The 26,114-nt window shown below is 37.5% G+C and carries 22 protein-coding genes and 1 pseudogene; 5 read left to right on the top strand and 18 right to left on the bottom strand.

The genetic code is table 11. The annotated features are described in order from the left end of the window. The 8 genes from ACFQZ9_RS25745 to ACFQZ9_RS25710 form a co-directional block, all read right to left on the bottom strand. Complete coding sequence (locus ACFQZ9_RS25745) at positions 1-813, bottom strand: MurR/RpiR family transcriptional regulator (RefSeq protein ID WP_498946254.1); 813 nt, start codon at positions 811-813, stop codon at positions 1-3. Between the two features lie 48 nt (positions 814-861). Beyond that, entirely contained in the window at positions 862-1,515 is a 654-nt protein-coding gene (locus tag ACFQZ9_RS25740) for a HoxN/HupN/NixA family nickel/cobalt transporter (RefSeq protein ID WP_498946252.1), read from the bottom strand. Positions 1,516-1,557: 42 nt separating this feature from the next. Beyond that, a complete protein-coding gene (gene larC2 / locus ACFQZ9_RS25735; protein WP_498946250.1) occupies positions 1,558-2,031 on the bottom strand; it encodes a LarC family nickel insertion protein in 474 nt (157 codons plus the stop codon). A 29-nt stretch (positions 2,032-2,060) separates the two neighbouring features. Further along, positions 2,061-2,924: a LarC family nickel insertion protein gene (gene larC, locus ACFQZ9_RS25730; protein ID WP_498946249.1), complete on the bottom strand. Its 864-nt coding sequence runs from the start codon at positions 2,922-2,924 to the stop codon at positions 2,061-2,063. Next, positions 2,905-3,678, bottom strand: coding sequence for a nickel pincer cofactor biosynthesis protein LarB (larB, locus tag ACFQZ9_RS25725; protein WP_498946247.1), 774 nt, complete (start codon positions 3,676-3,678; stop codon positions 2,905-2,907). Before larB ends, larC begins: the two co-directional genes overlap by 20 nt. Positions 3,679-3,756: 78 nt before the next feature. Beyond that, on the bottom strand, positions 3,757-4,581 hold the full coding sequence (gene larE, locus ACFQZ9_RS25720; protein WP_498946245.1) for an ATP-dependent sacrificial sulfur transferase LarE: 825 nt from the start codon (positions 4,579-4,581) through the stop codon (positions 3,757-3,759). A 76-nt stretch (positions 4,582-4,657) separates the two neighbouring features. Then, positions 4,658-5,428, bottom strand: coding sequence for an SDR family oxidoreductase (locus ACFQZ9_RS25715; RefSeq protein WP_498946243.1), 771 nt, complete (start codon positions 5,426-5,428; stop codon positions 4,658-4,660). Positions 5,429-5,449: 21 nt separating this feature from the next. After that, entirely contained in the window at positions 5,450-6,718 is a 1,269-nt protein-coding gene (locus ACFQZ9_RS25710) for a nickel pincer cofactor-dependent isomerase, group 22 (protein ID WP_198312881.1), read from the bottom strand. Between the two features lie 384 nt (positions 6,719-7,102). Here ACFQZ9_RS25710 and ACFQZ9_RS25705 point away from each other — a divergent pair, with 384 nt between their 5' ends. Next, entirely contained in the window at positions 7,103-8,293 is a 1,191-nt protein-coding gene (locus tag ACFQZ9_RS25705) for an ROK family protein (RefSeq protein ID WP_498946241.1), read from the top strand. Positions 8,294-8,510: 217 nt separating this feature from the next. Continuing rightward, positions 8,511-8,769 (top strand): annotated as a pseudogene (locus ACFQZ9_RS25700) (IS5/IS1182 family transposase); the annotation flags it as partial. 1,082 nt (positions 8,770-9,851) lie between these two features. Here the strand turns inward: ACFQZ9_RS25700 and ACFQZ9_RS25695 are convergent. The 8 genes from ACFQZ9_RS25695 to uxaC form a co-directional block, all read right to left on the bottom strand. After that, positions 9,852-10,709 carry a sugar phosphate isomerase/epimerase family protein gene (locus ACFQZ9_RS25695; protein ID WP_498946239.1) on the bottom strand — a complete coding sequence of 286 codons (858 nt, stop codon included), beginning with the start codon at positions 10,707-10,709 and terminating at the stop codon, positions 9,852-9,854. A gap of 1 nt (position 10,710) precedes the next feature. Beyond that, positions 10,711-11,709: a Gfo/Idh/MocA family protein gene (locus tag ACFQZ9_RS25690; protein ID WP_498946237.1), complete on the bottom strand. Its 999-nt coding sequence runs from the start codon at positions 11,707-11,709 to the stop codon at positions 10,711-10,713. 68 nt (positions 11,710-11,777) lie between these two features. After that, positions 11,778-12,938 (bottom strand): Gfo/Idh/MocA family protein, encoded by a 1,161-nt coding sequence (locus ACFQZ9_RS25685; RefSeq protein WP_498946235.1) that lies wholly within the window; start codon positions 12,936-12,938, stop codon positions 11,778-11,780. Position 12,939: 1 nt separating this feature from the next. Continuing rightward, on the bottom strand, positions 12,940-13,827 hold the full coding sequence (locus ACFQZ9_RS25680; RefSeq protein WP_498946233.1) for a sugar phosphate isomerase/epimerase family protein: 888 nt from the start codon (positions 13,825-13,827) through the stop codon (positions 12,940-12,942). After that, positions 13,828-14,766 carry an AraC family transcriptional regulator gene (locus ACFQZ9_RS25675; protein ID WP_498946231.1) on the bottom strand — a complete coding sequence of 313 codons (939 nt, stop codon included), beginning with the start codon at positions 14,764-14,766 and terminating at the stop codon, positions 13,828-13,830. A gap of 215 nt (positions 14,767-14,981) precedes the next feature. Further along, positions 14,982-16,394 (bottom strand): NADP-dependent phosphogluconate dehydrogenase, encoded by a 1,413-nt coding sequence (gnd, locus tag ACFQZ9_RS25670; RefSeq protein WP_498946229.1) that lies wholly within the window; start codon positions 16,392-16,394, stop codon positions 14,982-14,984. A 38-nt stretch (positions 16,395-16,432) separates the two neighbouring features. Beyond that, on the bottom strand, positions 16,433-18,223 hold the full coding sequence (uidA, locus tag ACFQZ9_RS25665; RefSeq protein ID WP_498946228.1) for a beta-glucuronidase: 1,791 nt from the start codon (positions 18,221-18,223) through the stop codon (positions 16,433-16,435). A 20-nt stretch (positions 18,224-18,243) separates the two neighbouring features. After that, positions 18,244-19,647 (bottom strand): glucuronate isomerase, encoded by a 1,404-nt coding sequence (gene uxaC, locus ACFQZ9_RS25660; protein WP_498946226.1) that lies wholly within the window; start codon positions 19,645-19,647, stop codon positions 18,244-18,246. A gap of 256 nt (positions 19,648-19,903) precedes the next feature. Between uxaC and ACFQZ9_RS25655 the strand changes: the two genes are divergently transcribed. Next, a complete protein-coding gene (locus ACFQZ9_RS25655; protein ID WP_498946224.1) occupies positions 19,904-21,097 on the top strand; it encodes an ROK family transcriptional regulator in 1,194 nt (397 codons plus the stop codon). Between the two features lie 63 nt (positions 21,098-21,160). Here the strand turns inward: ACFQZ9_RS25655 and ACFQZ9_RS25650 are convergent, their stop codons facing one another. Together ACFQZ9_RS25650 and ACFQZ9_RS25645 are read right to left on the bottom strand one after the other, a co-directional pair. Next, entirely contained in the window at positions 21,161-22,570 is a 1,410-nt protein-coding gene (locus ACFQZ9_RS25650; RefSeq protein ID WP_498946223.1) for an MFS transporter, read from the bottom strand. Between the two features lie 346 nt (positions 22,571-22,916). Next, complete coding sequence (locus ACFQZ9_RS25645; protein ID WP_498946222.1) at positions 22,917-24,326, bottom strand: MFS transporter; 1,410 nt, start codon at positions 24,324-24,326, stop codon at positions 22,917-22,919. Between the two features lie 264 nt (positions 24,327-24,590). Here ACFQZ9_RS25645 and ACFQZ9_RS25640 point away from each other — a divergent pair, with 264 nt between their 5' ends. Beyond that, positions 24,591-24,716: a hypothetical protein gene (locus tag ACFQZ9_RS25640; protein ID WP_286180302.1), complete on the top strand. Its 126-nt coding sequence runs from the start codon at positions 24,591-24,593 to the stop codon at positions 24,714-24,716. Positions 24,717-24,868: 152 nt separating this feature from the next. Beyond that, positions 24,869-25,984, top strand: coding sequence for a GGDEF domain-containing protein (locus tag ACFQZ9_RS25635; protein ID WP_498946221.1), 1,116 nt, complete (start codon positions 24,869-24,871; stop codon positions 25,982-25,984). Positions 25,985-26,114: the final 130 nt, after the last annotated feature.

The raw sequence follows: 26,114 nt of genomic DNA, 5'->3' as shown, positions 1-26,114 counted from the left end.
TTATATATCCTCCTTCATGAGAACCTTTTTATTCAATACCATAAGATTTACAGAAAGTGCATCAATCAGGCTGAGTTGAGCAATGCGTGATGCTAAAGATTCTGAGCGATATTCTGTTCTATCGGAACTTGTATATAATGCTACATCCACCTTTTGCCCGATGGGGGATTTAGCAACACTTGTGATACCGATTGTTTTTGCCCCGGTTCCACGAGCAGTATTTAAAATATTAAGTGAATCTTTGTTTGTTCCTGTATGTGAGATAACAACTGCCACATCTTCCTTTGTTAATTGAGAGGCAGACATTAACTGAAAATGGGAATCCAAAGTAGCGGAAGCTTTTATCCCTGTTTGGATAAATTTATAATAAGCATCTAAAGCAATGACGGCAGAACCTCCCGTTCCATAAAACTCAACCCGATTTGCATTAGAAAGCAGTTCTATTGCCCGATGGATCGATTCATTCTCGTTCACTTGAAAGGTATGTTCGATCGTCCGTATATTTGATTTAAACACTTTTTCTAATATAGTTTTTTCATTGTCCTCGTGAATTATTTCTTCATGAGATGAAATGACTGGTGTTGTCATTTCTGAAGCAAGTGCAATTTTCATAGCTTGATAGCCTTTATATCCAATTCGTTTACAAAAACGAAAAACAGTTGCATCAGCAAGATTCAATTCTTCGGCCACTTCATTAATCGTACGATGGATGATTTTATCAGGAGTTTCTAAAATATAATTGGCAATTTTCTTTTCTTTTTCGCTCAATTTAGGATAGTGAGTTTGAATTTTTCCAATGCAACTGTTTTTCATTGTGAAACACCTCCCAATTCGTATAAAGCTGCTATCATTCTCCAAATATTACTGCGCCCATAAATGAAATAACCCTTCTGTTATCCCTAGATTATACATATAATAGATTCCGAATATTAAACTGACTGAACCTGCAAATTGAGTTAATAATCGGTTTAGTCCCCTGCTTTTTTTACTATATACAAAAGGTATTCCAATAATCGTCGTAAACATCAGCATACCGATAATCGTTCCTGTACCAAAAATCATTATATAGACTGCACATTGCCAGACTGAAGAAACGGTAGACATCGTCAATAACACCATTGCAGCACTCCCGGCAAGACCATGAATAAACCCGATAATGGTAATCTTTATTAAGGAAGACCGTTCGCTAAACTTCTTGTTTTGCTTAGAATCTATCTTTTTAATGAAAAGCATACTTTTCATTCCTAAATAAACAAGCATGATTCCTACTAGAAATTCGAGCGACATTGCCCATTTATCTGATAATTCACCCTTCATTACAACCAAAATCATTCCGACAATAAACAATGTGCTGGTATGGCCAATGCCCCAAAATACACCGGTCAAAGTAGAACGTGAAAGTTTTTTACTTTTACTCACCATGGTCGACACGGCAATAATATGATCAGGTTCAATAGAATGCTTGATTCCTAAAATAAATCCCAGAAATAAAACCGAGATAAAACTCATGAACATTTCTTTTCTCCTCCCCTCTGTTCAAACAGTAACCCGGTTTGCCTACGCCTCTTCCCCCATCACGAGCCAAACTTGTTCATAGACTTTTTTCAATGGAATATGATGCTGCTCTGCAATCGTTTTACATTCTTCAAATTCAGGTGCTCTTTGCACAACGATGCCATCATGGATTCCTTCTTTTACCGTCACCGTTCCCCACTCAGTCGCAACCTTTTTATAAGTTCTTTCTAAGCGATGAACGGTTAAAGGATAATAACGAACACCGAGTGTTGTTGTTTCGCTAAAGAGGATTTTCTTCATTGTATTTACTTTTTTTAATGAACATAGCAGTTGAAGTAAAATGCCCGGTCTGTTTTTTTTCATGTAAATAGGAGTATAGAAAACATCATTTGCCCCTGCTTCGAATAATAAGTCCATTACATATCCAAGCCATTCGCCGGGGATGTCATCAAGGTTAACTTCCATTTTGACCATATGGTCATCAAGATGTTCTTTGTCGGGTGGATGAGCAGCCATTTTGTACTCTCCTCTCTTGGGTGTTCAGTTTACTCACCAATGATGACTCGCAGAACATTGGGATGATCAGTAAAGGTTTTCGTTCCAGCACCATAACCTATTGCTTGTACCTTCATAGAGGGAAGGCAACAAAATTCTTCTGCAAGGACCGCAACGATTGCCGCGCCAGTCGGTGTAGTAAGCTCTGCTCTGATATTTGATTGTTCAATCGGGACTCCCTTTAATATTTCGAGTGTGGCCGGTGCTGGGACTGGATAAATACCGTGGTCAATATGTATCCTCCCGGCTCCAACTGGAATAGGCGATGACTTGATTTCACTAACATCTAATTGATGGATTAAGATCGCTGCCCCAATAATATCGATGATAGAATCAACTGCACCTACTTCATGAAAATGAACCTTCTCTAACGGAATTCCATGAATAAGACCTTCCGCTTCGCCAATTCTTTTAAAAATTTTAAATGCAGTGTCCTCTACTTTTTCAGAGAATCCAGCCTTTTTGATTAATCCAACAATTTCCTGATAGGAACGGTGTTCATGATGATGGTGGCCATGGTCATGCTCATGATGATGTTCATGGCTATGGTCGTGGTCATGCTCCTGATGATGTTCATGGCTATGATTGTGGTCATGGCTATGTTCATGTACGTGCACATGTTGGTGATCATGACTATCCCCATTAATCGAATTTTTCAAGAGCACCACATCAAATTTTGTGCTGGTAATTCCATTCTTCACAATCTTTTTCCACTGTAATTCATACTCATCTTCCATATGAAGCTTTTTTAGTTCTTCTAAAAGTTGATTGGGGTCTGCTCCCGCATCGATGAGTGAACCAATCACCATATCCCCGCTAATTCCAGAAAAGCAATCAAAATACAGTTTCTTCATTTTTTCCTGCCCCTTTTTGTGCAAGTTGATGAATTAAGACCGCGTTATATCCCCCGCCGAATCCGTTATCAATATTTACCACGCTTATTCCGGAAGCACATGAATTTAGCATCGTTAATAAAGCTGATAAACCATTGAAATTTGCTCCGTATCCAACGCTTGTCGGAACTGCTATAACAGGATGGGAAACAAGTCCGCCCACCACACTTGGAAGGGCACCTTCCATACCCGCTACAACAACGGAGACCGTTGCATTTTGTATTTCTTCAAGATGATTGAACAGGCGATGAATCCCTGCTACGCCCACATCATAAATTCGATGCACTTTGCTCCCCAATACTTCGGCAGTGACGGCTGCTTCTTCTGCAACCTTTAAATCAGAGGTCCCTGCACAAATAATCGCAATGTATCCATTGGATTTTTCTTCGGTACCCGTTTCATCTTTCCAAAATAATATTTGGGCCATATCATTGTAAATAAATTCAGGACAAGCCTTTTGCACTCTATCGGCTTTTTCTTTAGAAATTCTAGTTACCAGTACTTGATGATTTCTTGACCTTAATGCTTGTATTATTGAAATGATTTGTTCTGATGTTTTACCTTCACCATAAACGACTTCCGGGAATCCCTGGCGTTTTTTTCGATGATGGTCAACTTTTGCAAACCCTAAATTCTCGAATGTCGCTAATTGTTTTTTTGCTTCTTGTACGCTTAGGGTCCCTTTTTGAACTTGATTTAATATTTCCTCAAGCATTTTTAATCCCCCCTACGTTCATTTATATTATTCAGTTAAAAGAAAAAGCTTTGGTGCTTTTGCCAAAGCTTTTCAATTCTAAGTTTGTTGAGACAAACCGTTATTGGCTAACACCTTGTTCATGCTGCCGCTTTGATAGCCAAATAAATCTAAGGTAATATATTTATATCCATATTCTCGAAGATTCCTTACAATCGAGTCATGATGTTCTAAAATCATCTTCATATCAGCGGGCTCCACTTCAATTCTGGCAATATCCTGATGAGTCCGGACTCGAGCCTGTCGAATACCAAGGGTTTTAATATAGTTTTCTGCTTTTTCAACCTTTGTAAGCTTTTCTTTTGTAATGTATTCGCCATAGGCAATTCTTGAAGAAAGACAAGCGAAGGATGGTTTATCCCATGTAGGTAAATCAAACTTTCGTGATAGTTCTCTAATTTCTTCTTTAAACAAATTAGCTTCTTGAAGAGGGCCGCGAATACCTTTCTCTTTTGCAGCCTGCATTCCTGGGCGATATTCATTCATATCGTCAGCAATCACACCATAAATGACATTTTGAAAACCCTTTTCTTCCATAACCGGTATTAAATGATCAAATAAACTGCTTTTACAAAAGTAGCATCGGTTTTTATTGTTCTCCGCATAACCTGGAATCGACAATTCAGATGTTTCAATGACCTGATGTTTGACCCCAATCATTTCGGCAAGTGCTTTTGCTTCTTCAAGTTCATTTGATGGATAGGTTTCCGAGTCAGCTGTCACGGCAAGCACACAATCGGTGCCCAATGTATCAACCGCTGCCTTTAATAGGAAGGTACTGTCGACTCCCCCAGAGAACGCTACAACGACAGACCCCATTTCACGGAGAATAGACGTCAATTTGTTATATTTTTCCGTTAACATTGTCCCATCTCCCAACACTTTTTCTTTAGCCAACCACTGTTAACTTATTTTATTTATTTTTACATTATGTTTCTTTTTAAATTGTCATGCTTCCGAAACCGCCATCAACACGAATCAATGCCCCTGTTACAAAGCTGGAAGCTTTGTCTGCAGCCAGCCAAACAGCTGTACCTTGAAGTTCCTCTGCCTCTCCAAAGCGTTTCATCGGAGTATGTCTCATGATATCTTCGATTCTTTCTTTATCTAAAATTTTGCGATTTTGTTCAGCAGGGAAAAATCCTGGGATGATTGCATTTACACGAATCCCGTTTGGCGCGAACTCACGTGCCAAGAACTGTGTCACACTATTAATCCCTGCTTTTGATACGGAGTAAGTAAATACTCTTGAAAGTGGCGTTGTAGATGAAACAGATGAGATATTAATAATGCTGCCTTTTCTTTCCTGCTCAATCATTTTTTTCGCAAAAATTTGACAGGTTAGGACAATCCCTTTTAAGTTTATGTCCATGATTTTGTCCCATTCATCCGTGCTAATATCAAAGAATGGTGTCGCACTATTCGTTCCAGGCGCATTCAAAACAATATCCCAGCCGCCGGACCATTGCTCAATTTCATTGGCTGCAGAAATTAAAGATTCCTTTGAACTGACATCAGCTGAAAACGCCTTTGCTTCGCCGCCACTTTCTTGAATTTCCTTTACAACTTCTTCTGCCTTTTCGAGGTTACGGCCGACGATGGCAACCTTTGCTCCGTTTTCTGCCAATCCTTTTGCCATCGCAGAACCTAATACACCATTTCCCCCAATTGCAACTGCTACTTTTCCAGTTAAATCAAATAATTGTGCCATATATCTTCTCTCCCTTTTTTTTTAAAATAGATTCCCATTTTCATCAAAAGAAAAATCATATAAGTCCGAAATTTGCTCCATGTTTGGATGTTGTTTTACATATTGGAGTAAAGGCTCAGACACTTCAATTTCACTTAGTACTAAAGTATTTTTAATCCGCACAAGCTTCACGTTATTAAAATCTAATATATTACATGTTTTAACGGCAGCTTGGATGGCCATTTTATCATTAGGCAAGGTGGTCGCAATTTTTGTAGGAGCACAAACAGTTGAAGTTAAACCATTCGCATAGGTTCCTTCCCGATCCATTTTGTCTAAAAGACGTTGTGTCGTAAAATCTGCTGTTCCCACTCCATTGGCATTCCCCTCCGACTGTGGAGTTACATCGAGAACGACCATCTTGTTTACATCCGGGCCACCAGAAGCATATGGAGTCGGGTATCTGCCTGTGATATTCGGGTCCATCCCATCACCCGAGATATTTTTACCAATTTCATCAATCAAGAGGACATCCAACTGATCGAAAAAAAGCTTTGGTAATAATGATTTGGCTTGTTTCTGTAAATCCGGTTCTTTTTCTATAACCTCTTTCGGAGTTAATACCTCGACAACCGCCACTTTATCAAAGGCGTTTTCAACGGTTGCAACTCCAAAAAGGAATGGTGTCTTCTCCATAATGATTTTTGCCATTGCAGGTACATTTTCTGCCATATATTTAAATCCCATTTGATGACAGGCTTCTGCCCCTTTTTGTTTTCCTAATCCAATACTAATCATTTTCATAATTCCACTTTCAACCGGTCCGCGAAAGGCAGTATGCGGTTTAACTCGATTGATTACTACAATACCGTCGGCTTCTGAAGCATATTTATCCACGTACACCGGTAATCCGTTTGGCAATTCACCGATTTTCACCACTTCCATGGAAGAGCGAATCTCAGCTCCCACACTTTGTTCTGTCACTCCTAGATGTTCTAAAACAGCACGCTGGCCTTCAGCCGTTGCCCCGCCATGACTTCCCATACTAGGAACAATAAACGGTTTAGCACCTAAATCTTTTAAAAATTGAACCGTGACAGCCGTAAGCTCGACAATTCGATCCAGTCCACGGCTTCCAACTGCTAGGGCAATTTCCATTCCTGGTTGAATTTTATTTATTATCGCTTCTTGCTGTAACTTTTTACTTAATACAGCTCCGAGGTCATCAATCTTATTATTGTCAAAATTCACTTTGACTTTTGCCATTTTTGGAACGGGAATATCTTTTAATAATTCTTGAAGAATACCCATGACCGCATCACTCCTTTTCATTCATTTCAAGTTTTCCACTTGACGTTCTATTCCATGTAATGTTTAAAACAATTTTTACATATGTAAACCCTTGTAATCCCTTTCAAAGAAAATCTTAAAAGACTTATTTTTCAATCGAATAATTAATTTGTTTACCAAACAAATTAATTACCTGTATAATATCATTATGGATTATTTACGTCAATATTTATGAAAAATTTCCTATATATAGTGAAACTTCAATCAGTAGGGTTTTTTTTCATCCCCCACTGATTGTTAGTTGAACCGATCGGGCTTTTACGGGCAGTTGATCCCCCACTTAGTCTCCTGCTTACTCTAAGCCCTTAAGTGGGGGGCTTACTGCCCGTTAATGCGGGATAAATCATGCAAGGAGGTATTACATTGCTCACCGGAGATGCATCGTACATCAAGAAAATGAATCGATCTTTAATTTTAAGCAAGATAATCGAACATAATTTAATTTCTAGAGCCGATTTAGCAAAAATTACAGGCTTAAACAAAGCAACCGTTTCGGTACAAGTATCAGATTTATTATCAGAAGAATTAATTATCGAAACTCAGCAAGAACATAAAAACCTAGGCAGAAGACCGATCATGCTTTCGATTAACCCACAGGGAGGCTTTGTTTTAGGGATAGACCTCGATAAAAGATTCATTGTTTTTACGTTGTCTACTATTAATGGCACCCCTGTTCAGACGAATACAATTGAACTCCATTCCTCTGACTATGATGTCATTCTTAAACTATTAGTCAAACAGATAGAGGATTACAAACAGCAATGTGTTCATACTCGCTACGGTCTTGCTGGTGTAGTAATTGGAATTCATGGCATTGTGAATAACGATGAGATGATCTATTTTGTACCGCAGCATCGATGGCAAAATATTAATTTAAAAGAAGACCTAATGAATGAAATCGGAACCAGTGTATTTATTGAAAACAATGCTAATTTGTGTTCATTTGCGGAAAGAGTTTATAAACACCATCAGTGTGGGAATTTATTATCAATCAGTTTGTATTCAGGGATTGGGCTAGGTATTATGGTCAATGGTGAATCTCTTAAGGGATATCATGGTTATGCTGGAGAGATCGGTCATATGATTATCGTTCCCGATGGAAAACCTTGCAGCTGCGGAAATCTGGGCTGTTGGGAACAATATGCATCCGAATTAAGCTTTTATAAACAATTATCGGAGAACAACAATAAGCCTGATTTAAGGTTTGAAGAGATAAAGAATTTGCTTTTGGATAAAGAGCAGAACACTTGTCATCAAATCGACCAATACATTAAATATTTAGCCATTGGCCTTAATAATATTATTAACCTATATAACCCGGAAATTTTAGTAGTAAATAGCGAATTACTTCGAATGATTCCAAATGCTGTTGATAAAATAAAAGGTTATTTGACTTCGAACATCAGCCATTATTATGAGCTTATGATTTCTGAACTTAGCAATAAAGCATGTGTAATGGGAGCATGCGCCCTAGCCATTAAAAACTTTTTAGACATTCCGGAATTATGCTTAACGATAAAAGAAGAAAATAAATAATAGAAACTGCCCTTTTGAAGGGCTCAAGGCTCTCGAAAAACTATCGAGAGCCTTTTATTTCATTCACTTTCTTTAACAATTCCTCTTTAATTTGAGTGAAATTATTATCATAAAGTTTTTGCAACAGGTCTGTTGATTTCCGCTCCAATCAACTCTCGTTATTCAATAAGGAATTCCCTCTAAACTAATAAAAAAATAAGTAATATCCCATTATTCAGTTCTACATCATTCTACGATTAATTAATATCGTCAACATCGTTTAGAGATACTGATATAATTCAATATATTTTCGATAACATTTTTCTCCAAGTAATGAATCACAAAATAGTTGGGGGGGGCGTGTTTTATTTACGAATTCAACACATATAAAGCCAAACGGCAATAAGCATAAGTTTATAAAAGAAGAGGTGGAAGTAGAAACTGTTATCGAAGAGGATAGAATGGAATTTGGAAAAAAGCCCTACAAGGAAAAGGAAGGTAATATCGCTTATTTGAATCAGGAAAAATTTTTTATAAATTGGCTTGCTTATAACTGAATGTAGATTTCACTTGTGTTTGAGAAATAAACAGTAAAATTCCAGTTAAATTAGGAAATCCCCATATTTCCTTAAAAATAAAGGAAGTTTTTCCGTTTATATGATCCAAATCTTTGGATTTTGTCTTATTTAGAGCAGTTAATCGGAATATCTCCGCTTATATCTGCCTCTTAAGCTCCCCTATATACATTAGCCGGAAATTTTCCTCCTATGAATTCTCATACCTACACGAAAATTAACAATGAATAATAACAGACCCTATAAATTTGGAAAGAAAAAAATTGAGTCAAGTTTTACAGACTAAAAGAGCTGCACGGGCTTCGCTACTGTGAAGAAGCTCTCTTTACTGCTACCTACCAAAATATAAAAAAATTACAACAAACTTATTGAAAAAGGTGTGTGTCAATAATTTAGATTAATTCACTCCCTGTTGATTGGAGCGGAGGGTGCGAAGACTCCTGCGGGAGTACGGGGCTGGGGAGACCCCGCAGGCGCCAAAGCGCCGAGGAGGCTCCCCGGCACGCCCGCGGAAAGCGAAGCACCTGGAGCGGAAATCAACAGGCCCATTAGCATGGACAATCTCTTAATAAAAATTGGGATTTTAGATTTAAACAAAATGGAAAATTGCCGTAAAAAATAACCGTCCTCGACAATTTTGGCCCTTTTGAAGGGCCTTTTCCTATTATAGGTACAGGGCACATGTAAAAGTTAGTTTGCTTATTTGAAAATGCTAGAAAAGAGATGAAAAACTGAGGAAATAGCAGATGTTGCACGCTTTCATCGACAATGTTCCCGTTTTCATCATGATTGGTTCCGTTTTCAGCCACATTGTTTAAAAGACAATCTTATATGATAATTAAAGTATCAAATCACATGGGGGGCAATAAAAATGAAAAAGTTAATCCAAATCTTAATTGAGAAAATTGAAAACAATGCAGATTACATCCCATTTCACCTTTCAGAACCAGTAAAAGCCAATTCACAAAATTAAAGTGAACTGGCTTTTTATTAATAAATAGATTTTAGAACCAATCTCCGTAGCCTAATTTTCTTAAATAATCTCCCGAATCTTTAAGGGTATCAAATGGGTCACGCCCATAGGTATCATCTTGTTCGATTAAGAAATATTGAACGCCACTCTCAACCCCTGCTTCGATAATCCCTTTGATATCAAGGTTCCCTTGACCCAGTTCCGCAAATTCAACAATGTTGGTGAATTTGTACATAAACTTCGACATATCTTTAAAATCTTCCTCATTTACATCCATTCGGCCAATACGATAATCTTTTAAATGAATTAAAGAAACGCGTCCTGCAAACCGTTTAATCACATTGATCGGATTCTCACCGCCTCTTTGGACCCAGTGAACATCTAACTCATAACCAAGCTTGGATGTGTTGTTTTTCATAATATCTAACAGACATTCTCCATCATATTTTTCGAATTCAATATGATGATTATGATAATACAATTCAATTCCATACTCCGCCAAGCGTTCAGCCATTGCTTCCGCAGCTTGTATATACTCCATGGCTTTATCTTTATGACCCATTAAGGTAATCGGCATCATTCCAATTCGAATAAAATTGCAATCTAATGATTTACAATCGTTAACAATTTTATCAAAATCCATAGTTAATGATTCCCCTGGCATTCCAGGCATAGTGTCCAATGGCGCTGAAATTGAGGCGATTTTAATATTAAAATCATCACTCGCTCTTTTTAATTCCGCAACATTTTCCGCAGACATTTGAATTTGTGTTACCTCGACATAATGGAAACCAAGCTCATGTATTTGTCTCATCGTCTCATAAACGCCGAGTTCTGCAATTTTATTTTTAAGATTAAACATTTGAACGCCAATTTTTGCTGTTTGCATGTTAAAATTCCTCCATTTTGATTACTTTCTTTTCTTCTGACGATTTGCGAATCGCATCAATCATTTTCATGGATGTCAGAGCATCCTTCACATGTACATAATCCTGGGTATCATTAGCAATACAAGAATAGAATTGGTTAATCAACTTCATATGGCTTGCACCGTAATAGAATTTTGAACCTGGCATCTTTGTATCTTCCATTAGTACTTCTTTATATTGGCCCCTGGTTAAAATACTGTCTTTAATTGTAAATTTTTCTTTTTCCAAAATGACCTCTAGCTCAACACTGGAATTTTCCGCATTGGTATTCGTGGCAAAAAATAAACCTGTTGCACCATTTGTAAACTTAATATGAGCATTTGCCGTATCCTCAACCTCAATCCCATAATCCAGAAGTTGATCAATCGACCCCCTGATTGATTCCAGTTCACCGCCTAAAAGCTGCATTAAATCTAACGTGTGAATGGATTGATTGATCATCACACCACCGCCGGCTTCCTTCATTTTCCCCCGCCACGGTTTTACATTGTAGTAGTCTTTAGGTCTAAACCAAGCCACTAACCCCTTAATGCCAATGACCTTCCCATATTCCCCGCTGTCTACTAACTCTTGCAGCATTTCAAAAGTTTCATTGTAGCGATTTTGAAAGCAAACACAGATTTTAATATTTTTGTTGTTCTCCTCCAGGGCTTCTAAAGCCACTCCTTCCTCATAATTCAACGATAAGGGCTTTTCTTGAAAAACATGAATCCCTTTTTCCACACAAGCTTTTGTTGCTGGATAATGAAGATAGTGCGGCAGACAAATATGCACGCAATCTATTTTTTCTTTTTCCAGCATTACACGATAATCGCTATAAAAATTTACGCCGGGCACTGAATCCTTTAATGCTTCATCAATATCACATACTGCTACCAATTCAACCTCAGGGTTTGCTTGTAAAGCAGGTATATGAATTTTAGAGATATCCCCCAGTCCGATAACCACTGCTTTAAGCATCAGCACATCTCCTTTTAAAACGAACTCATGGTCATCATGGCCATGAGTTCAATGAATTTATCAAACAGTTATTTTTTAATTGGATTCTTTTTTTCTTCTTCAATCTTTTTGTTCAATTCAGCAAAGTATAACTCTTCATCAATTGGAAGTTCTACTTCTTTACCTAACCAGCTTGATAGATGGATCGCGTTTGCTAATGCAACGCCGTGGATACCATCACTTCCAGGTGCAATTAATGGGGTTCCATTTACGATATTTGCAGCGAAGTTTTCTAAAACCGCAATATGTTGTCCTCCCCATACACTCTCAAATTCAAGAACTTCTTCACTGAATATATCGGATGGGCCTTGACCAGTGAAAATTTTCATAACATCTGCCCAGCTCATCGTTGCATTCATTTCCGGCTCAGGTGTTTTAAGTCGTTTGATAGTAATTTTCTTGCTATCGTCCACAACGATTTTTCCCTTGTCTCCCAAAATCTCAAAACGATCCGTACCAAGAATATCATGTGTACATGTAATAAAGACACCTGTTGCACCATTGCCGTAGTCTAGCAATGTCGTTACTTCATCTTCAACGGCGATATTTCTTTGATAGCCATATTTTACATTGGAATAAACTTTTTTAGGCATACCACAAATCCATTGAAGCAAATCGATTTGGTGTGGTGCCTGGTTTACGAGAACACCGCCGCCTTCTCCGCCCCATGTTGCTCTCCATGCACTTTGATCGTAATAGCCCTGTGGTCTCCACCAAGTTGTAATAATCCAATTTGTTCGGCGAATCTTACCAATTTCACCATTATCAATAAGCTCTTTCAATTTTTGATAGAGTGGATTGGTTCTTTGGTTGAAGAAAATACCAAAAGTCAACTCTGGTTTTGAAGCAGCGAAATCGTTTAATTCTTTCACCTGTTTTGTGTATACACCCGCTGGTTTTTCTACCAGGGCATGAACATCTCTTTTAAGTGCTGCAATACCGATTTCTGGGTGCAGGTAATGTGGGACAGTTGTGACCACTGCGTCAACATTGCCGCTTTCAAGCATATCAATATAATTGTCATAGAAAGGAACATCAGGATATTTTTCTGCACACATTGCCTTTTTAGCTGGATCAATGTCACAGATTGCCCCTAGTACCATATTTTTAACTTTTCCCTCAGATATAAATCCAGCGTAGGTCCCGCCCTGTGCACCGATTCCAATGATCCCTAATCTTACGTTTTCCATTTTACTTCTCCTCACTTTCTATTTTTTCAAGAATATTTAGTAAAGACTCATATTGAAGCTTATAGCCGCCGGCACCATCAAGCCCTTTGTTATCTTTAATAATTTCTTCAGCATTTTCTAGCTCTAAGTCCTTTAATGAGTCAAAGAGAACCAGATGTGGTTCAAGCGTTAAAAAGCCTTTGTAACCGCTTTGTATAAATTGGGCCAATAGCTTAGGTATTTTCCCCTCACCAGTACCACACACCACATTTTGGCTATCTGTTGTAACAGCATCCTTTATGTGGATATAAACAATTTCATCTCTTAGCAGATCATAACACTCCCCAGTGTCCTCACCGCACTGTACAAAGTTAGCAAAGTCGAAAATCCCTTTAAAATGGGCAGAGCCAACTTCTTTTAAAATCTCTTGACAGCGTCTGCCGATGTCGCCAAAAATATCCTTTTCATTCTCATGCAAAAGAATCACATCGTACTTTTCCGCAATTTCAGCAAAAACTTTAATCTTGCCGATTACTTCATCCCGATAGTGATCAGCATTTTCTCCCTTTGGAATATAAAAGCTGAATATACGGATATATTTGCAATCCAGTAACTGGCTAATCTGACAAAGCCTGTCCAACATTATTTTTTGTTTTTCAAAGCCCTCTTCATCATTGATGAACACCTTGCCAATTGGGGAACCAATTGAAGAAACGCCAATACCTGCTTGTTTAAGCCGCGGCTGTACATTATCCTTTATCTCATCTAAGGTGAAGTCGCCAATGTTTTTGCCGTCAATACCCCGCAAGGAAATATAGTGCATCCCAAGGTTTGATACCACTTCAAGCTGTGTGTCAAAATCTGATGAAATTTCATCTGAAAAACCAGAGATCAATAAATCCTGATTCATTTATGAATCCTCCTTTGCTGCAGATGTGCTGGATTTGAGTTTATTTTTTCGATAATGTGATGGTGTTAAGCCTACCTTTTCCTTAAAAAAGCGGCTGAAATGTGCAACACTTTCAAACCCCGTTGCACTGGATACTTCAGCCAAGGTAAGGTTGGGTTCCATTTCTAACAAATACTTTACTTGATTAAGCCGGCATCCCATCACATATTCCATGACTGTAAAACCAGTGACGTCTTTGAAAACATGTGAGGTATAATACTTGCTTAAATTTAGTTCAGTCGAGAGTCGATCCAAACTTATTTTTTCGGCATAATGGTCCTTAATCCATGAGGCAATTGCCTCAGCATGGATTTCCTTTTCTGTTTTCTTACTTGGAACATGTGCTAGTTCTTGTTGACTCATTTTATAAATTCTTAAGAGCAATTGGACTAATTCCAGTTTGACTTCAGCTTCTGATAGATTATCTTTTATACCTGTTCGCTGTATTTCTTCATCTATTTCTGCCAGTAATCCTGCGATTTTTTTGATCTGACCGTCAATATATTGACCGGATTCATTGTATCCTGTTCGTAATAAAACATTGTTGAGTTTTTTAAATGGATCCAACAAATTAGATATACCAAGAACAGAGGCGATTTCTGCCAGCCATGTTGGTGAGAAGTGGAGCATACTTCTTGTATAAGTGCTCTCCAATTTCGGATTCGGTTTATGAAGTGTTGTGCCATCCAAAAGGATAATATCTCCAGGTTGCAATTCATAAATCCGATTTCCGATTAAATACTTACAATCTCCCCCACAAAAGAAATAAACTTCATATTCGTGATGGGAGTGAAATTGAAAGGAATAGGAATTGGAATCAATTCCTTGGACTCTATAAAATGCAGTGATCCACTTTTCGTTTATTCTCTGTTGTTCATGAGCTGCCTTTACTTGATCCAAAACACCCATACCCTTCTTGTAAGCGTTATCAAACCTTGATATTAGTTTAGTCTTTTTTTATCTAAAAAACATTCTCCGTAAATGCTTAATTTGGACTTTTATTTGACTGATATTGCTTTTTATAACGAAACTCAAGACAATTATTATAAAAAAAAGAGACAAAACTGACCTTTTTAGGAAAAGTTTTGTCTCTTAGAAGGAAAATTAACAGAAGCTTACTCCATCCAGTTTGTATGGAATACCCCTTCTTTATCAACACGTTGGTAAGTATGCGCACCAAAGTAGTCACGTTGTGCCTGCAGAAGATTTGCTGGAAGCGTTTCTGTACGATAGCTGTCATAATAAGCCGCCGCACTTGCAAACGTTGGAACCGGAATTCCGCGTTCAATCGCAATTGCCAGAACTTGACGTAATGCTTGCTGATAATTTTCAACAATCTCTTTAAAGTAAGGGTCTAGTAAGAGGTTTGCCAATTCAGGTTCGCGGTCATAAGCGTCTTTTATTTTTTGTAAGAATTGAGCACGAATAATACAACCACCGCGGAAAATCATCGCAATATCACCATAACGAAGATTCCAATCATACTCTTCGGAAGCGGCACGCATTTGCGCAAATCCTTGAGCATAAGAACAAATTTTACTCATATATAAGGCTTTACGGACAGCTTCAATTAACTCTTCTTTCTTGCCTTCAAAAGTCTTCACTTCTGGTCCTTTAAGGATCTTACTTGCCTTCACGCGTTCATCCTTCATGGCAGAGATAAAGCGAGCAAAAACAGATTCGGTAATAAGCGGAAGTGGCACGCCTAAATCTAGCGCATTTTGGCTTGTCCACTTACCAGTTCCTTTTTGTCCTGCAGTATCTAAAATCACATCGACCATTGGTTTTCCTGTTTCTTTGTCAACCTTGGTAAAAATATCCGTTGTAATTTCAATTAAATAGCTGTCAAGTTCACCTTTATTCCACTCAGCAAATACTTGATGGAGTTCATCAGCATTTAAGCCCAGCACATTTTTCAGGATAAAATAAGCTTCGCAAATTAATTGCATATCCCCATATTCGATTCCGTTGTGCACCATTTTCACATAGTGACCGGCCCCATTCGGACCAATATAGGTACAGCATGGATCTCCATTTACCTTCGCAGAAATGGCTTCAAAAATTGGTTGAACAAGATCATAGGCTTCTTTTTTACCGCCCGGCATAATGGCAGGTCCTTTTAAAGCACCTTCTTCACCGCCGGAAACACCTGTTCCAATGAAATGAAAACCTGCACTGGCTAGTTCCTTATTGCGTCTAATGGTATCTTGGAAGAAGGTGTTTCCACCATCAATCAGGATATCTCCTTCTTCGAGATATGGCTTCAAGGAATCAATGGTTGCATCTGTCGCTGTTCCTGCCTTTACCATTAATAAAATTTTTCTGGGCTTTTCAAGGGAATTAACGAATTCTTCTACCGTTTTGGCACCAACGAAATTTTTTCCTTCCGCCTCATTCTTTAAAAAGGCTTCAGTTTTGTCATATGAACGATTAAATACAGCAACGGAATAGCCCCGGCTCTCGATATTTAGGGCAAGGTTTTTCCCCATAACCGCTAATCCAACGACACCAATTTGTTGTTTACTCATGTTATATCCTCTCTTTCATAGCCATTATATTATGTCAATTATCCTTTATAATTGAATTCAGGGATTTTCGTCCAGCGGCTGCGCAACTCATGAGCGACATATTTTGGTTTCCGCTCACGTGTGAAAATTCCCTTTTTATTTCCTTGAACGCGGATGATTCCTTGGCTTGTTTGAAAATCAGCAAAATTCCAGACCTGTTCACCAACAAAATGCTCAAATTCATCAAATACTTCATGATTTGCCCGGTAAAACTCTACTTGGTATTCTTCCGTGAACATTACGGGTTCAACATCGTGGAATCCAGCAACCGTATCGGCACCATATTCTGTCATCATGAATGGTTTGCCAGGGCACCGTTCTAACCAACCATTGAATTCTGTACGCAGTTTTGCCTTTGCAGAGACAAGATCGCCACCGTCAATGTACCAGCCGTAATAGCGGTTAAATGTTAGAACATCTAGTAATTCGGCTACTTTATCCTTATCTGGAGTCGCCCCCAAGTGGGTAACAAGCGTAACGGGACGTTTTTGCGGGTCGAGTTCTTTTGCAAGTTCCACTAACGGCTTAAAATACTCATATGCTCCCTCTTCCTCTGAAGCAGGCTCATTGGCAACATTCCACATGACGACAGATGGATGGTTTTTATCACGAGCAATTAGTTCTTTGATGACATCTTGGTGGTGTTCGAAGGTTTTAAGTTCCTTCCATGTACTTCTTTTCGCCTCACCACCGCTTAACATCACCATAAAGTTTAAATGCAATCCTACTGCAGGTACTTCATCAATGATCACAAATCCTTCGCGGTCAGCTAAGCGCATTAACTCTTCTGAATATGGGTAATGAGATGTACGGAATGAGTTTGCTCCAATCCATTTCATAAGATTGAAATCCATCACATTGGCTGCTTCATCAAAACCTCTTCCATGAATCGGAGAATCTTCGTGCTTACCAAAACCTTTAAAATAAAATGGCTTATTATTAATCAGGAACTTTCCACCTTTGATTTCTACTGTTCTAACACCGAATGGTTGTTCATAGACATCAACTGTATTCCCATCTTTATTTAACTCAATTTTAAGTGTATATAAATATGCATTTAGCGGCTCCCAAAGCTTAACATTCTGAATACTTACGGTACCGGAATTACCTTCGGCTGTTGCAACAACATTTCCTGATTCATCCACAACACTCACTTTAGTCTGTGACTCACCCACAATCTCAACTGAGTAATGAACCTTGCCTTCAATATCCGTTACAATTGTTACATCTTGAACATAGGTTTGTGGTGTTGTATAAATTTTGACCGGACGCTGTAAGCCGGCATAGTTAAAGAAATCAAAATTCGGACTGTTCTGTTTTACCTTGCCAACACCCGGTATTTCTTTTTCCGAAATAAAGCCAACCGGCAATGTGGATTCATCGACAATATTATTAACGGCAACCGTCAAACGATTTTTTCCGGCTTCCAAGAAACTGTTGATTTCCGCCTCAAATGGCAGGAAACCGCCTTTATGTTCGACAACAGGTTTTCCGTTCACATACACCTTTGCTGCATGTGTAGCAGAACCGAAACGTAATACGGCACGTTCTGAAGTTAAAATGGCGGGAACTGAAAATTCACGTTCATACCAAACCCAGCCAACATGATCGCGGATAATTGCTGTGACTCCAATATCATTAAAGGAGGAAGGAACCGCCATTGACATGGTGTCTGTTAATTTTGAATTCTGCCAGTTTTCTTGAAGCCCATTTCCATTATCAAGTTTAAAATTCCAAATACCATTTAAATCAATAATACTGCGTGTATCTGTAACAATAGGATATAACATAAATAGTTTCTCCTCCTATATTATCTTTCAAGAAAGTATTTTTCTGCATTATGATAACCAATATTACGAACCATATTTTCAAGGAATTCCATATCATTTGGTGCTAAACCATTTTCTACCCAGTCACCAAGAAGATTACAAACGATTCGTCGGAAATAATCATGGCGAGCGTAAGAAAGGAAACTACGGGAATCAGTTAACATTCCGATAAAATGGCTTAACAATCCCACGTTGGCAAGATCCTTCATTTGCTTTTCCATTCCATCAATATGGTCGTTGAACCACCAGCCAGAACCAAATTGAATTTTTCCCGGAATCCCTTCATCATAGAAGTTCCCCATCATCCCCGCAAGGACGGCATTGTCTTTCGGATTTAAGTTAAATAAAACGGTTCTTGGTAAGGCATCCTCTTGATCAAGTGCATCAAGAAAACGAGACAATCCTTCTGCAAAATTAAATTCACCAACAGAGTCAAAGCCTGTGTCTGGGCCGAGTAGATTTTTCATTTTTGTATTGTTGCTCCTCATGGCCCCCATATGAAGCTGCATAACCCACTCTTTTTCCGCATACATTTTTCCTAGTTCTTTTAATAAAAATGCCCGGTATGCTACCAACTCATCATTTGATAGTTGTTCCCCGCTTATACGTTTATTAAAAATGGTCTCTATCTCTTGCTTAGTGGTTTCTACATATTCCATTTTTTGAATATCGTGATCAGATGCTCTGCCGCCGTTTTCGTGGAAGAAATCTACACGTTGTTTAAGTGCACTTAGAAACCCGTCAAGAGTGTCTGTGTTAATACCGGAAACCTCTGACAAATTCCGGTTCCAGCTCTTAAAAGTTGAGCGCTCAATGAAAAGAGCTCCATCCGGACGGAAAGTTGGCGCAATAATCGCTTTAAACGAATCGTCATTCTTAAGTAATTGATGGTACTCTAATGTTGAAACAGGATCATCGGTTGTTCCAATAAATTTCACATTTGATTTTTCAATAAATGCCCTTGGTCTAAAATCTGGTCCTTTTAGCTTTTCATTACATTCATCAAAAATTTCACGGGCTGTTTCCGGACTAAGCTGCTTTTCAATTCCGAAAAACATTTTCAATTCCATATGTGTCCAGTGGTAGAGCGGGTTCCCAATTAAATGTGGTACTGTTTCTGCCCATGCCTGAAATTTTTCCCAATCACTTGCATCTCCAGTAATGTATCGCTCCCCAATGCCATGAATACGCATTGTCCGCCATTTATAATGGTCTCCACCCAGCCACAATTGAGTGATATTTCCATAAGACTTATTTTCCCAAACCTCTTGTGGATTCAAGTGGCAGTGAAAATCAAATATTGGTAATCCAAGAATTGCATTTTCGTATAATTTAATGGCTGTATCTGTATTTAATAAAAAATGCTGATCCAAAAACTTTTTCATCATATCCCTCTCCTCATTAAATGTAATGTAATTGTCAACCTGTAACCCCTTACAGAATGCTTATTATTTCACCTGAAATTTTTTGTTCATTTTAATTTGTTTAATAAACAAATTAATTATATTTCAAACTTATCACGTTTAACCTATTCCGTCAATGTACTCTTAACAAATTAATAGAATAATATCGGCCATTTAATGAAAGAACTTGATATAATAAGGGTAGACTTAAAACAACAGCTTAATATGGAGGATTTACATGATTACCGGTGACGCGGCTTATATAAAAAAAATTAATCGCTCTTTAATCATTAGGAATATTATTAAAGAAGGAATGATTTCCAGAGCTGATTTATCTAAAGTTACAGCCCTGACAAGAGCAACCATCTCTGCACAAGTTGCAGATTTATTAGATGAAGGACTAATCATTGAAACACAGCTTGAGCACAACTCTGTAGGGCGGAAGCCTATCATGCTCTCAATAAACAGCCAGGCCGGCTATGCTCTAGGTATAGACCTTGACTATGGACAACTATCCTTCACGCTAACTGATCTTCTCGGGCAACCGATTTCGTCCATTAGTATCCAAATAAATACAATAGATTATTCTGAAATTCTCCAAATATTAATTAGCCAAATAAAGAAATTCCAAAAGGATTATTCTGACAGCCAATATGGTATTGTCGGAATTGTAATTGCCATCCACGGTTTAGTCTCTAAAGAAGAAGTCATTCATTATGTTCCTAGACTAAAATGGGATGATTTGAATTTAAAGGGAGACCTGGAGAAAGAAATCGAGATTCCTATTTATCTTGAAAACAATGCGAATTTATGTTCCTTTGCGGAGCGTGTTTATTTGCATCATGATACGGATAACTTGTTATGTGCAACCCTCTATTCTGGTATCGGAATCGGTATGATGATGAAAGATGAGTTTTTTAGGGGTCATGATGGATATGCAGGTGAAGCCGGCCATATGATTATCGTTCCGGAAGGTAAGCCATGTAATTGCGGAAATATGGGATGCTGGGAAAAGTACGCATCTGAATCGAGCATTTTTGAATATTTGTCAGAGAAAAGGAAAGTAAAAAATTTAACCTATGAACAGATCCAAACCTGGCTTGATGAAGGAGATGAAGAAGTTCATAACATGCTTGGAAAGCTCATTTACTATCTGGCTATTGGACTAAATAATATGATTAATATGTACAATCCAGACGTAATCGTCCTTGAAAGTGAATTATTGCGGATGTATCCTGATTCATTAAATAAAATTAAAAGGAATTTAACTTCTTCGATCAGCCATTATCGTGAATTAATTATTTCAGATTTCGGTAAGAAATCCGTTGTTCTAGGTGCTTGTGCACTCGCAATCAAAAATTTCCTGGATGTACCAATGTTAAATTTAACGTATGAGAAACAAAGTAAAATGAATGAAAGCACCATCGTGTAGAAGTTTTCCTACCAAAAAACCTTTAGCGGGATTTAAGCTAAAGGTTTTTTTATTAAGCACTTTTTAATTTCTTGTTCTTTTTTCCCTTAAATCAATAGCAAGTTGTTCTGTACGTTTCTTATTTAATGGATAAAGAAAAGTGACAATCACAAAAACCATTAATAAAGCAATCGCCGGTACCAAAGTACCAAGTGTATGAATCCCATGAAGTGTGTTTTGCGTTTGTACTTGAAGGGTTGGTTTATAGCCCACAGCTGCAATCGCTGCACCACCTATACCACCTGCAACTGCCTGCCCTACTTTACGGGCAAACGAATAGATTGAGTAAACGGTTCCATCTTCACGTAAGCCGGTTAAATATTCATGGTAATCGATTACGTCTGTAACGAATGCCCAAATGACCAAGTTAAAGAGTCCATATCCAAACATTGCGATCGTTAATATTCCAATGAATTGAGTATCCGTTAAATTCGGTAATAAATATAACATGCCGTAAACAATTGCTGAAAGTAATACCCCTGCTGAGGCTACTTCCTTTTTACCAAACTTTGCAACCAATGGTTTAACCATCGGCATGCCGATAAATACTGCAACAGACTGCAAGAGTCCTACCATGCTCAATGCTTTTGCGTTACCAAAATAATCTTTAAACAAATAGACGTTTACTGCACCAATCAACATAAAACAAATCATGAAGATTAATGAAGCGATTAGAATCCAAAGCAATGGTTTATTTTTCATAAGACCTTTAACTGTTTTTCCAAAGTTAACTTTTGGTTTAGCTGAATCATCCATCACAATCCGTTCAATAGATAATTTATAGCAAGCCATATAACAAGAGATGGCCAAAATTCCAAAAATGATTGCCCCTAGTAAAAAGTGATTGGCATCTGCTTTATTATTAACAAACATAATCATTGGTCCGACAACACTTACGATTAACCCTGCAAACTGAGCACCTAATGTTCTCCAGCTGGATAATGATGTGCGTTCAACTGGGTCCCCTGAGATGACTGAAGCCATTGAACCATAAGGAATATTAACTGTACTATACAATGTTCCCCATAGGATATAAGTAACAAAAGCATAGGCGATATAAAATCCGTTTGACATTCCAGGAATATGAACAAACATTAACACACCGGAAATAACGAGTGGAAACGACATCCTAAATATCCACGGTTTGTACTTTCCATTTTTCCCAGCCTTTCTTGTATCAATAAAGCGGCCCCAAGATACATCCGCAACAGCATCCCATATCCGTGCGACTAAAAAGAGGATTCCCACAGTAGCAGCACTAATATGAAAAACATCTGTATAGTAAACCATTAAAAATGAACTCACTAGAATAAAGAAGAAATCGTTTCCAAAATCGCCAAACAAATACCCAAATTTATCTTTCATCCCAAATTTCTTCATTTCATCATTTACTGCTACTGTTTCAGTAACGAGTTTTCTAGCTGCTTCTCCCATTTTCTGTCCCTCCATACTCAGAAGATCATCCCTAAGTCTTCTTGATAAGAAATTTTGAAAGGGCTGAAACCCCTTTCATGACAATATAAAAAATTTAAGCCTTTTTTTCATCTGGAGATAAACCGTCTATATTAATTTGTTTATTAAACTAACAAAATATTATATTAGTAGGATATCACCTTCGACATATTTCGTCAATAATATTTGTAAGCGGTTTATGCCATTATTCATATTTTCCATGGAATAGTTATTTTAGGATGCTTTAAATAGAATAAGCCGGATCACCATGTAATGATGATCCGGCTTTTATTCCGAATGAAATATTCAGCAAAAGCTTACTCGTTTATTAATGTAAGCTTTTTCTTTTTTCTGCTAAATCAATTGCTAACTGAACTGTACGTTTCTTATTTAATGGATATAAGAAACTGATAATTACAAATACCACTAATAGAATGATTCCAGGTACTAACGTACCAAGTGTATGAAGACCTTGTAGTGTGCTTTGCGTTTGTGCTTGAAGGGCTGGATTATAACCAACTGCCGCAATTGCTGCACCACCAACACCACCAGCCACAGCCTGACCTACTTTACGAGCAAATGAATAAATTGAATATACTGTACCATCCTCGCGTAATCCGGTTAAATATTCATGATAATCGATGACATCTGTTACGAATGCCCAAATGATCAAGTTAAAGAGTCCATACCCAAATGTTCCGATGGAAAGAATAGCAATAAATTGAGTGGCTGTTAAATTTGGTAACAAGTATAAAACACCAAATACAATCGCTGCGAGTAATACTCCTGCAGAGGCTACTTCCTTTTTCCCAAACTTAGCAACTAACGGCTTAACCATCGGCATGCCGATAAATACTGCAATGGACTGGACAAGTCCAACCATACTTAATGCATGCGCATTGCCAAAATAATCTTTAAACAAGTAGACGTTTACTGCTCCAATCAACATAAAGCAGACTAAGAAGATTAATGACGAAAGCAGAATCCAAAGCAATGGTTTATTTTTCACAAGACCTTTTACTGTTTTGCCAAAATTAACTTTTGGTTTAGCTGATTCATCCATTACAATACGTTCAACTGACAATCTATAACAAGCAATATAACAAGAGATAGCTAGCACTCCGAAAATAATAGCACCTAGTAAAAAGTGGTTTGCATCTGCTTTATTATTAACAAATAAAATCATTGGACCGACAACGTTAATAATTAAACCTGCTAAATTTCCACCAAGTGTTCTCCAACTGGATAATGATGTCCGTTCAACCGGATCCGCTGTGATAACAGAAGCCATAGATCCGTAAGGGATATTGACAGTACTATATAAAGTTCCCCAAAGAATATACGTTACATAAGCATAAGCAGTATAAAACCCATTTGACATACCTGGAATATGAACAAACATTAACACACCGCAAATTACTAGTGGAAAAGACATTCTTAAAATCCATGGTCTGAATTTGCCATTTTCCCCTGTTTTTCTTGTATCAATAAAGCGCCCCCATGAAACGTCTGCAACTGCATCCCACAAACGTGCAACTAAAAAGAGGCCTCCCACTGCTGCCGGATTAAGATGGAAAATATCTGTATAGTAAACCATTAAGAAACTAGCAACAAGAATAAAAAAGAAATCATTGCCAAAATCACCAAATAAATAACCGAATTTGTCCTTCATTCCAAATTTTCTGAATTCTGATTTTGTCGAAATGGTTGTACCTTGGAGCTTTGCATTTTGACTCATTTTTTCCCCTCCACTCATATTATTTGAAAACCTTTTCAAAACCATTCAAAAAAATAATATCTCGAGATTATCGATTCGTTAGTTAGTTTATTAAACTAACTAACTGCTTCTGTTTGTAGAATATCATCTGCCCTATCAATACGTCAACAAAATTTTTGAAAGCGTTTTATTAAAATTTTTCCAAATAATAAATATTTAATAAAATCCCCTTTCCTGAATTAAATCTACAGATGGGTATACTATAAAAATATAAGGGGGGGTAAGATGAAAACGCATAAAAAACAAGATAAAACTTTAACCTATGAATCCGATGGGAAAATGGGAAATCACAAGAAAGAAAGTACCAATAAAAGACGAGATTTTTTTAACACAACACAAAATAGTGAGTGACAAAAAAGCTTCCCGAAAATATTGGGAAGCTTTTTTTATTTGCATTTTTCAACAAAAATTTTAAATTCCGCAAATCCATAGTATAATTGATAAGATGTAAATTTTTACTTTATCATTATATTAGGAACGTTTTATTACAGGAGATCCATAAAATGTTAAAAGACTTTGTTTCAAATGGAGCAATTTTAATTGCTTCTTTTTCCATCATGGGACAATTATTTAAAGAAAAGCCATTACACCTTTCCTCTCCCCTATCAGTAAAATTTTATTGGGGACTTAGTTTTGGAATTCTTGGAAATATCTTAATGATCTACAGTATCCATATAAATGTAACAACCATTGCTGACTTACGACATTTGGCAATTGTAACAGCCGGGGCCTTTGGAGGTCTTATTCCTGCAATGGTCGCTTCAATCCTTATTGGAATTGGAAGAATTTTATTCTTTGGATTTAATAATACTTCCATACTGGCATCAGCCGGGGTCATCTTAACAGGTTTAATTTGCGGGGGGATTTCAAAATTCAAATATCCTCCCACCTTAAAAGCCCTCCTTATGAATCTCATGGGATTGTTCATTATTTCCATAATTCTTTTTATCAATATTCATGATCGCGGTGTTTTAATGAATATCCTCGCGTACCATTACGTTATTTCGTTAATTGGAGGTTTTTTTTCCTACCATTTATTAATATTTATTGCTAAATCAAATGAGGCCGAGCAACATCTTAGAGAGGCCAATAGCCTATTAAACCAACTTTCCTATATTGATGGCCTTACGGGAATTTCCAATCGAAGATATTTTGATCAAACCCTTGAAAAGGAGTGGGCAAATTTATCTTCCACAAACTCCCCGCTAACCTTGTTAATGTTCGATATAGATTATTTTAAAAAATACAATGATACATACGGCCATCTAGAAGGAGATCGCTGTCTTCAATCCATTGCCAATGCGATAAAGAACGAGATTTATATTCATCCTTCCTACACCTTCTGCCGCTATGGAGGAGAAGAGTTTGCGCTTATTTTACCCTTCGCAGATCAGAATGATGGGATTCAAATGGCCGAAAAAATTCAAAAAGTAATTCAAACGCTTAGTATTCCTCATATTAGCTCAAAAATATCGGATATCGTTACACTAAGTATTGGTATTTCCACAATGTATCCTAAAACTTCCTTAGATCGGGAGAAAATCATTCAGTTGGCCGATCAATCTCTCTACTTATCAAAAACCAATGGAAGAAATAGAATTTCATCTGTTCACTCATAAAAATCGTGGAAGCTGGAATCACCAGCCTTTTTTTTATACAGAGGTAAAATCACAAAATTTTGAAAATTTTGCATGAATTTGTTGAATCTTTGGGAAATAACCTGTAAAATTTTCCTATCAGCTATTTTGG

Source organism: Neobacillus sp. GCM10027624 (assembly GCF_042675345.1).
GTDB classification, from domain to species: Bacteria; Bacillota; Bacilli; order Bacillales; family Cytobacillaceae; genus Neobacillus; species Neobacillus cucumis_D.
Note: the sequence above shows the minus strand (reverse complement) of the source record. Positions and strands in the feature narration are given on the sequence as shown.

Bases quoted from the DNA above. Each gene is read 5' to 3' on its own strand.
- ACFQZ9_RS25635 (WP_498946221.1), top strand. From the start codon at position 24,869: ATGTTAAAAGACTTTGTTTCAAATGGAGCAATTTTAATTGCTTCTTTT.
- ACFQZ9_RS25705 (WP_498946241.1), top strand. From the start codon at position 7,103: ATGCAAGGAGGTATTACATTGCTCACCGGAGATGCATCGTACATCAAG.
- larC2 (WP_498946250.1), bottom strand. From the start codon at position 2,031: ATGGCTGCTCATCCACCCGACAAAGAACATCTTGATGACCATATGGTC.
- ACFQZ9_RS25645 (WP_498946222.1), bottom strand. From the start codon at position 24,326: ATGAGTCAAAATGCAAAGCTCCAAGGTACAACCATTTCGACAAAATCA.
- larE (WP_498946245.1), bottom strand. From the start codon at position 4,581: ATGTTAACGGAAAAATATAACAAATTGACGTCTATTCTCCGTGAAATG.
- uxaC (WP_498946226.1), bottom strand. From the start codon at position 19,647: ATGAAAAAGTTTTTGGATCAGCATTTTTTATTAAATACAGATACAGCC.
- uidA (WP_498946228.1), bottom strand. From the start codon at position 18,223: ATGTTATATCCTATTGTTACAGATACACGCAGTATTATTGATTTAAAT.
- ACFQZ9_RS25715 (WP_498946243.1), bottom strand. From the start codon at position 5,428: ATGGCACAATTATTTGATTTAACTGGAAAAGTAGCAGTTGCAATTGGG.
- ACFQZ9_RS25640 (WP_286180302.1), top strand. From the start codon at position 24,591: ATGAAAACGCATAAAAAACAAGATAAAACTTTAACCTATGAATCCGAT.
- larB (WP_498946247.1), bottom strand. From the start codon at position 3,678: ATGCTTGAGGAAATATTAAATCAAGTTCAAAAAGGGACCCTAAGCGTA.
- ACFQZ9_RS25655 (WP_498946224.1), top strand. From the start codon at position 19,904: ATGATTACCGGTGACGCGGCTTATATAAAAAAAATTAATCGCTCTTTA.
- ACFQZ9_RS25695 (WP_498946239.1), bottom strand. From the start codon at position 10,709: ATGCAAACAGCAAAAATTGGCGTTCAAATGTTTAATCTTAAAAATAAA.
- ACFQZ9_RS25690 (WP_498946237.1), bottom strand. From the start codon at position 11,709: ATGCTTAAAGCAGTGGTTATCGGACTGGGGGATATCTCTAAAATTCAT.
- ACFQZ9_RS25740 (WP_498946252.1), bottom strand. From the start codon at position 1,515: ATGTTCATGAGTTTTATCTCGGTTTTATTTCTGGGATTTATTTTAGGA.
- gnd (WP_498946229.1), bottom strand. From the start codon at position 16,394: ATGAGTAAACAACAAATTGGTGTCGTTGGATTAGCGGTTATGGGGAAA.
- ACFQZ9_RS25680 (WP_498946233.1), bottom strand. From the start codon at position 13,827: ATGAATCAGGATTTATTGATCTCTGGTTTTTCAGATGAAATTTCATCA.
- ACFQZ9_RS25650 (WP_498946223.1), bottom strand. From the start codon at position 22,570: ATGGGAGAAGCAGCTAGAAAACTCGTTACTGAAACAGTAGCAGTAAAT.
- larC (WP_498946249.1), bottom strand. From the start codon at position 2,924: ATGAAGAAACTGTATTTTGATTGCTTTTCTGGAATTAGCGGGGATATG.
- ACFQZ9_RS25710 (WP_198312881.1), bottom strand. From the start codon at position 6,718: ATGGGTATTCTTCAAGAATTATTAAAAGATATTCCCGTTCCAAAAATG.
- ACFQZ9_RS25685 (WP_498946235.1), bottom strand. From the start codon at position 12,938: ATGGAAAACGTAAGATTAGGGATCATTGGAATCGGTGCACAGGGCGGG.
- ACFQZ9_RS25745 (WP_498946254.1), bottom strand. From the start codon at position 813: ATGAAAAACAGTTGCATTGGAAAAATTCAAACTCACTATCCTAAATTG.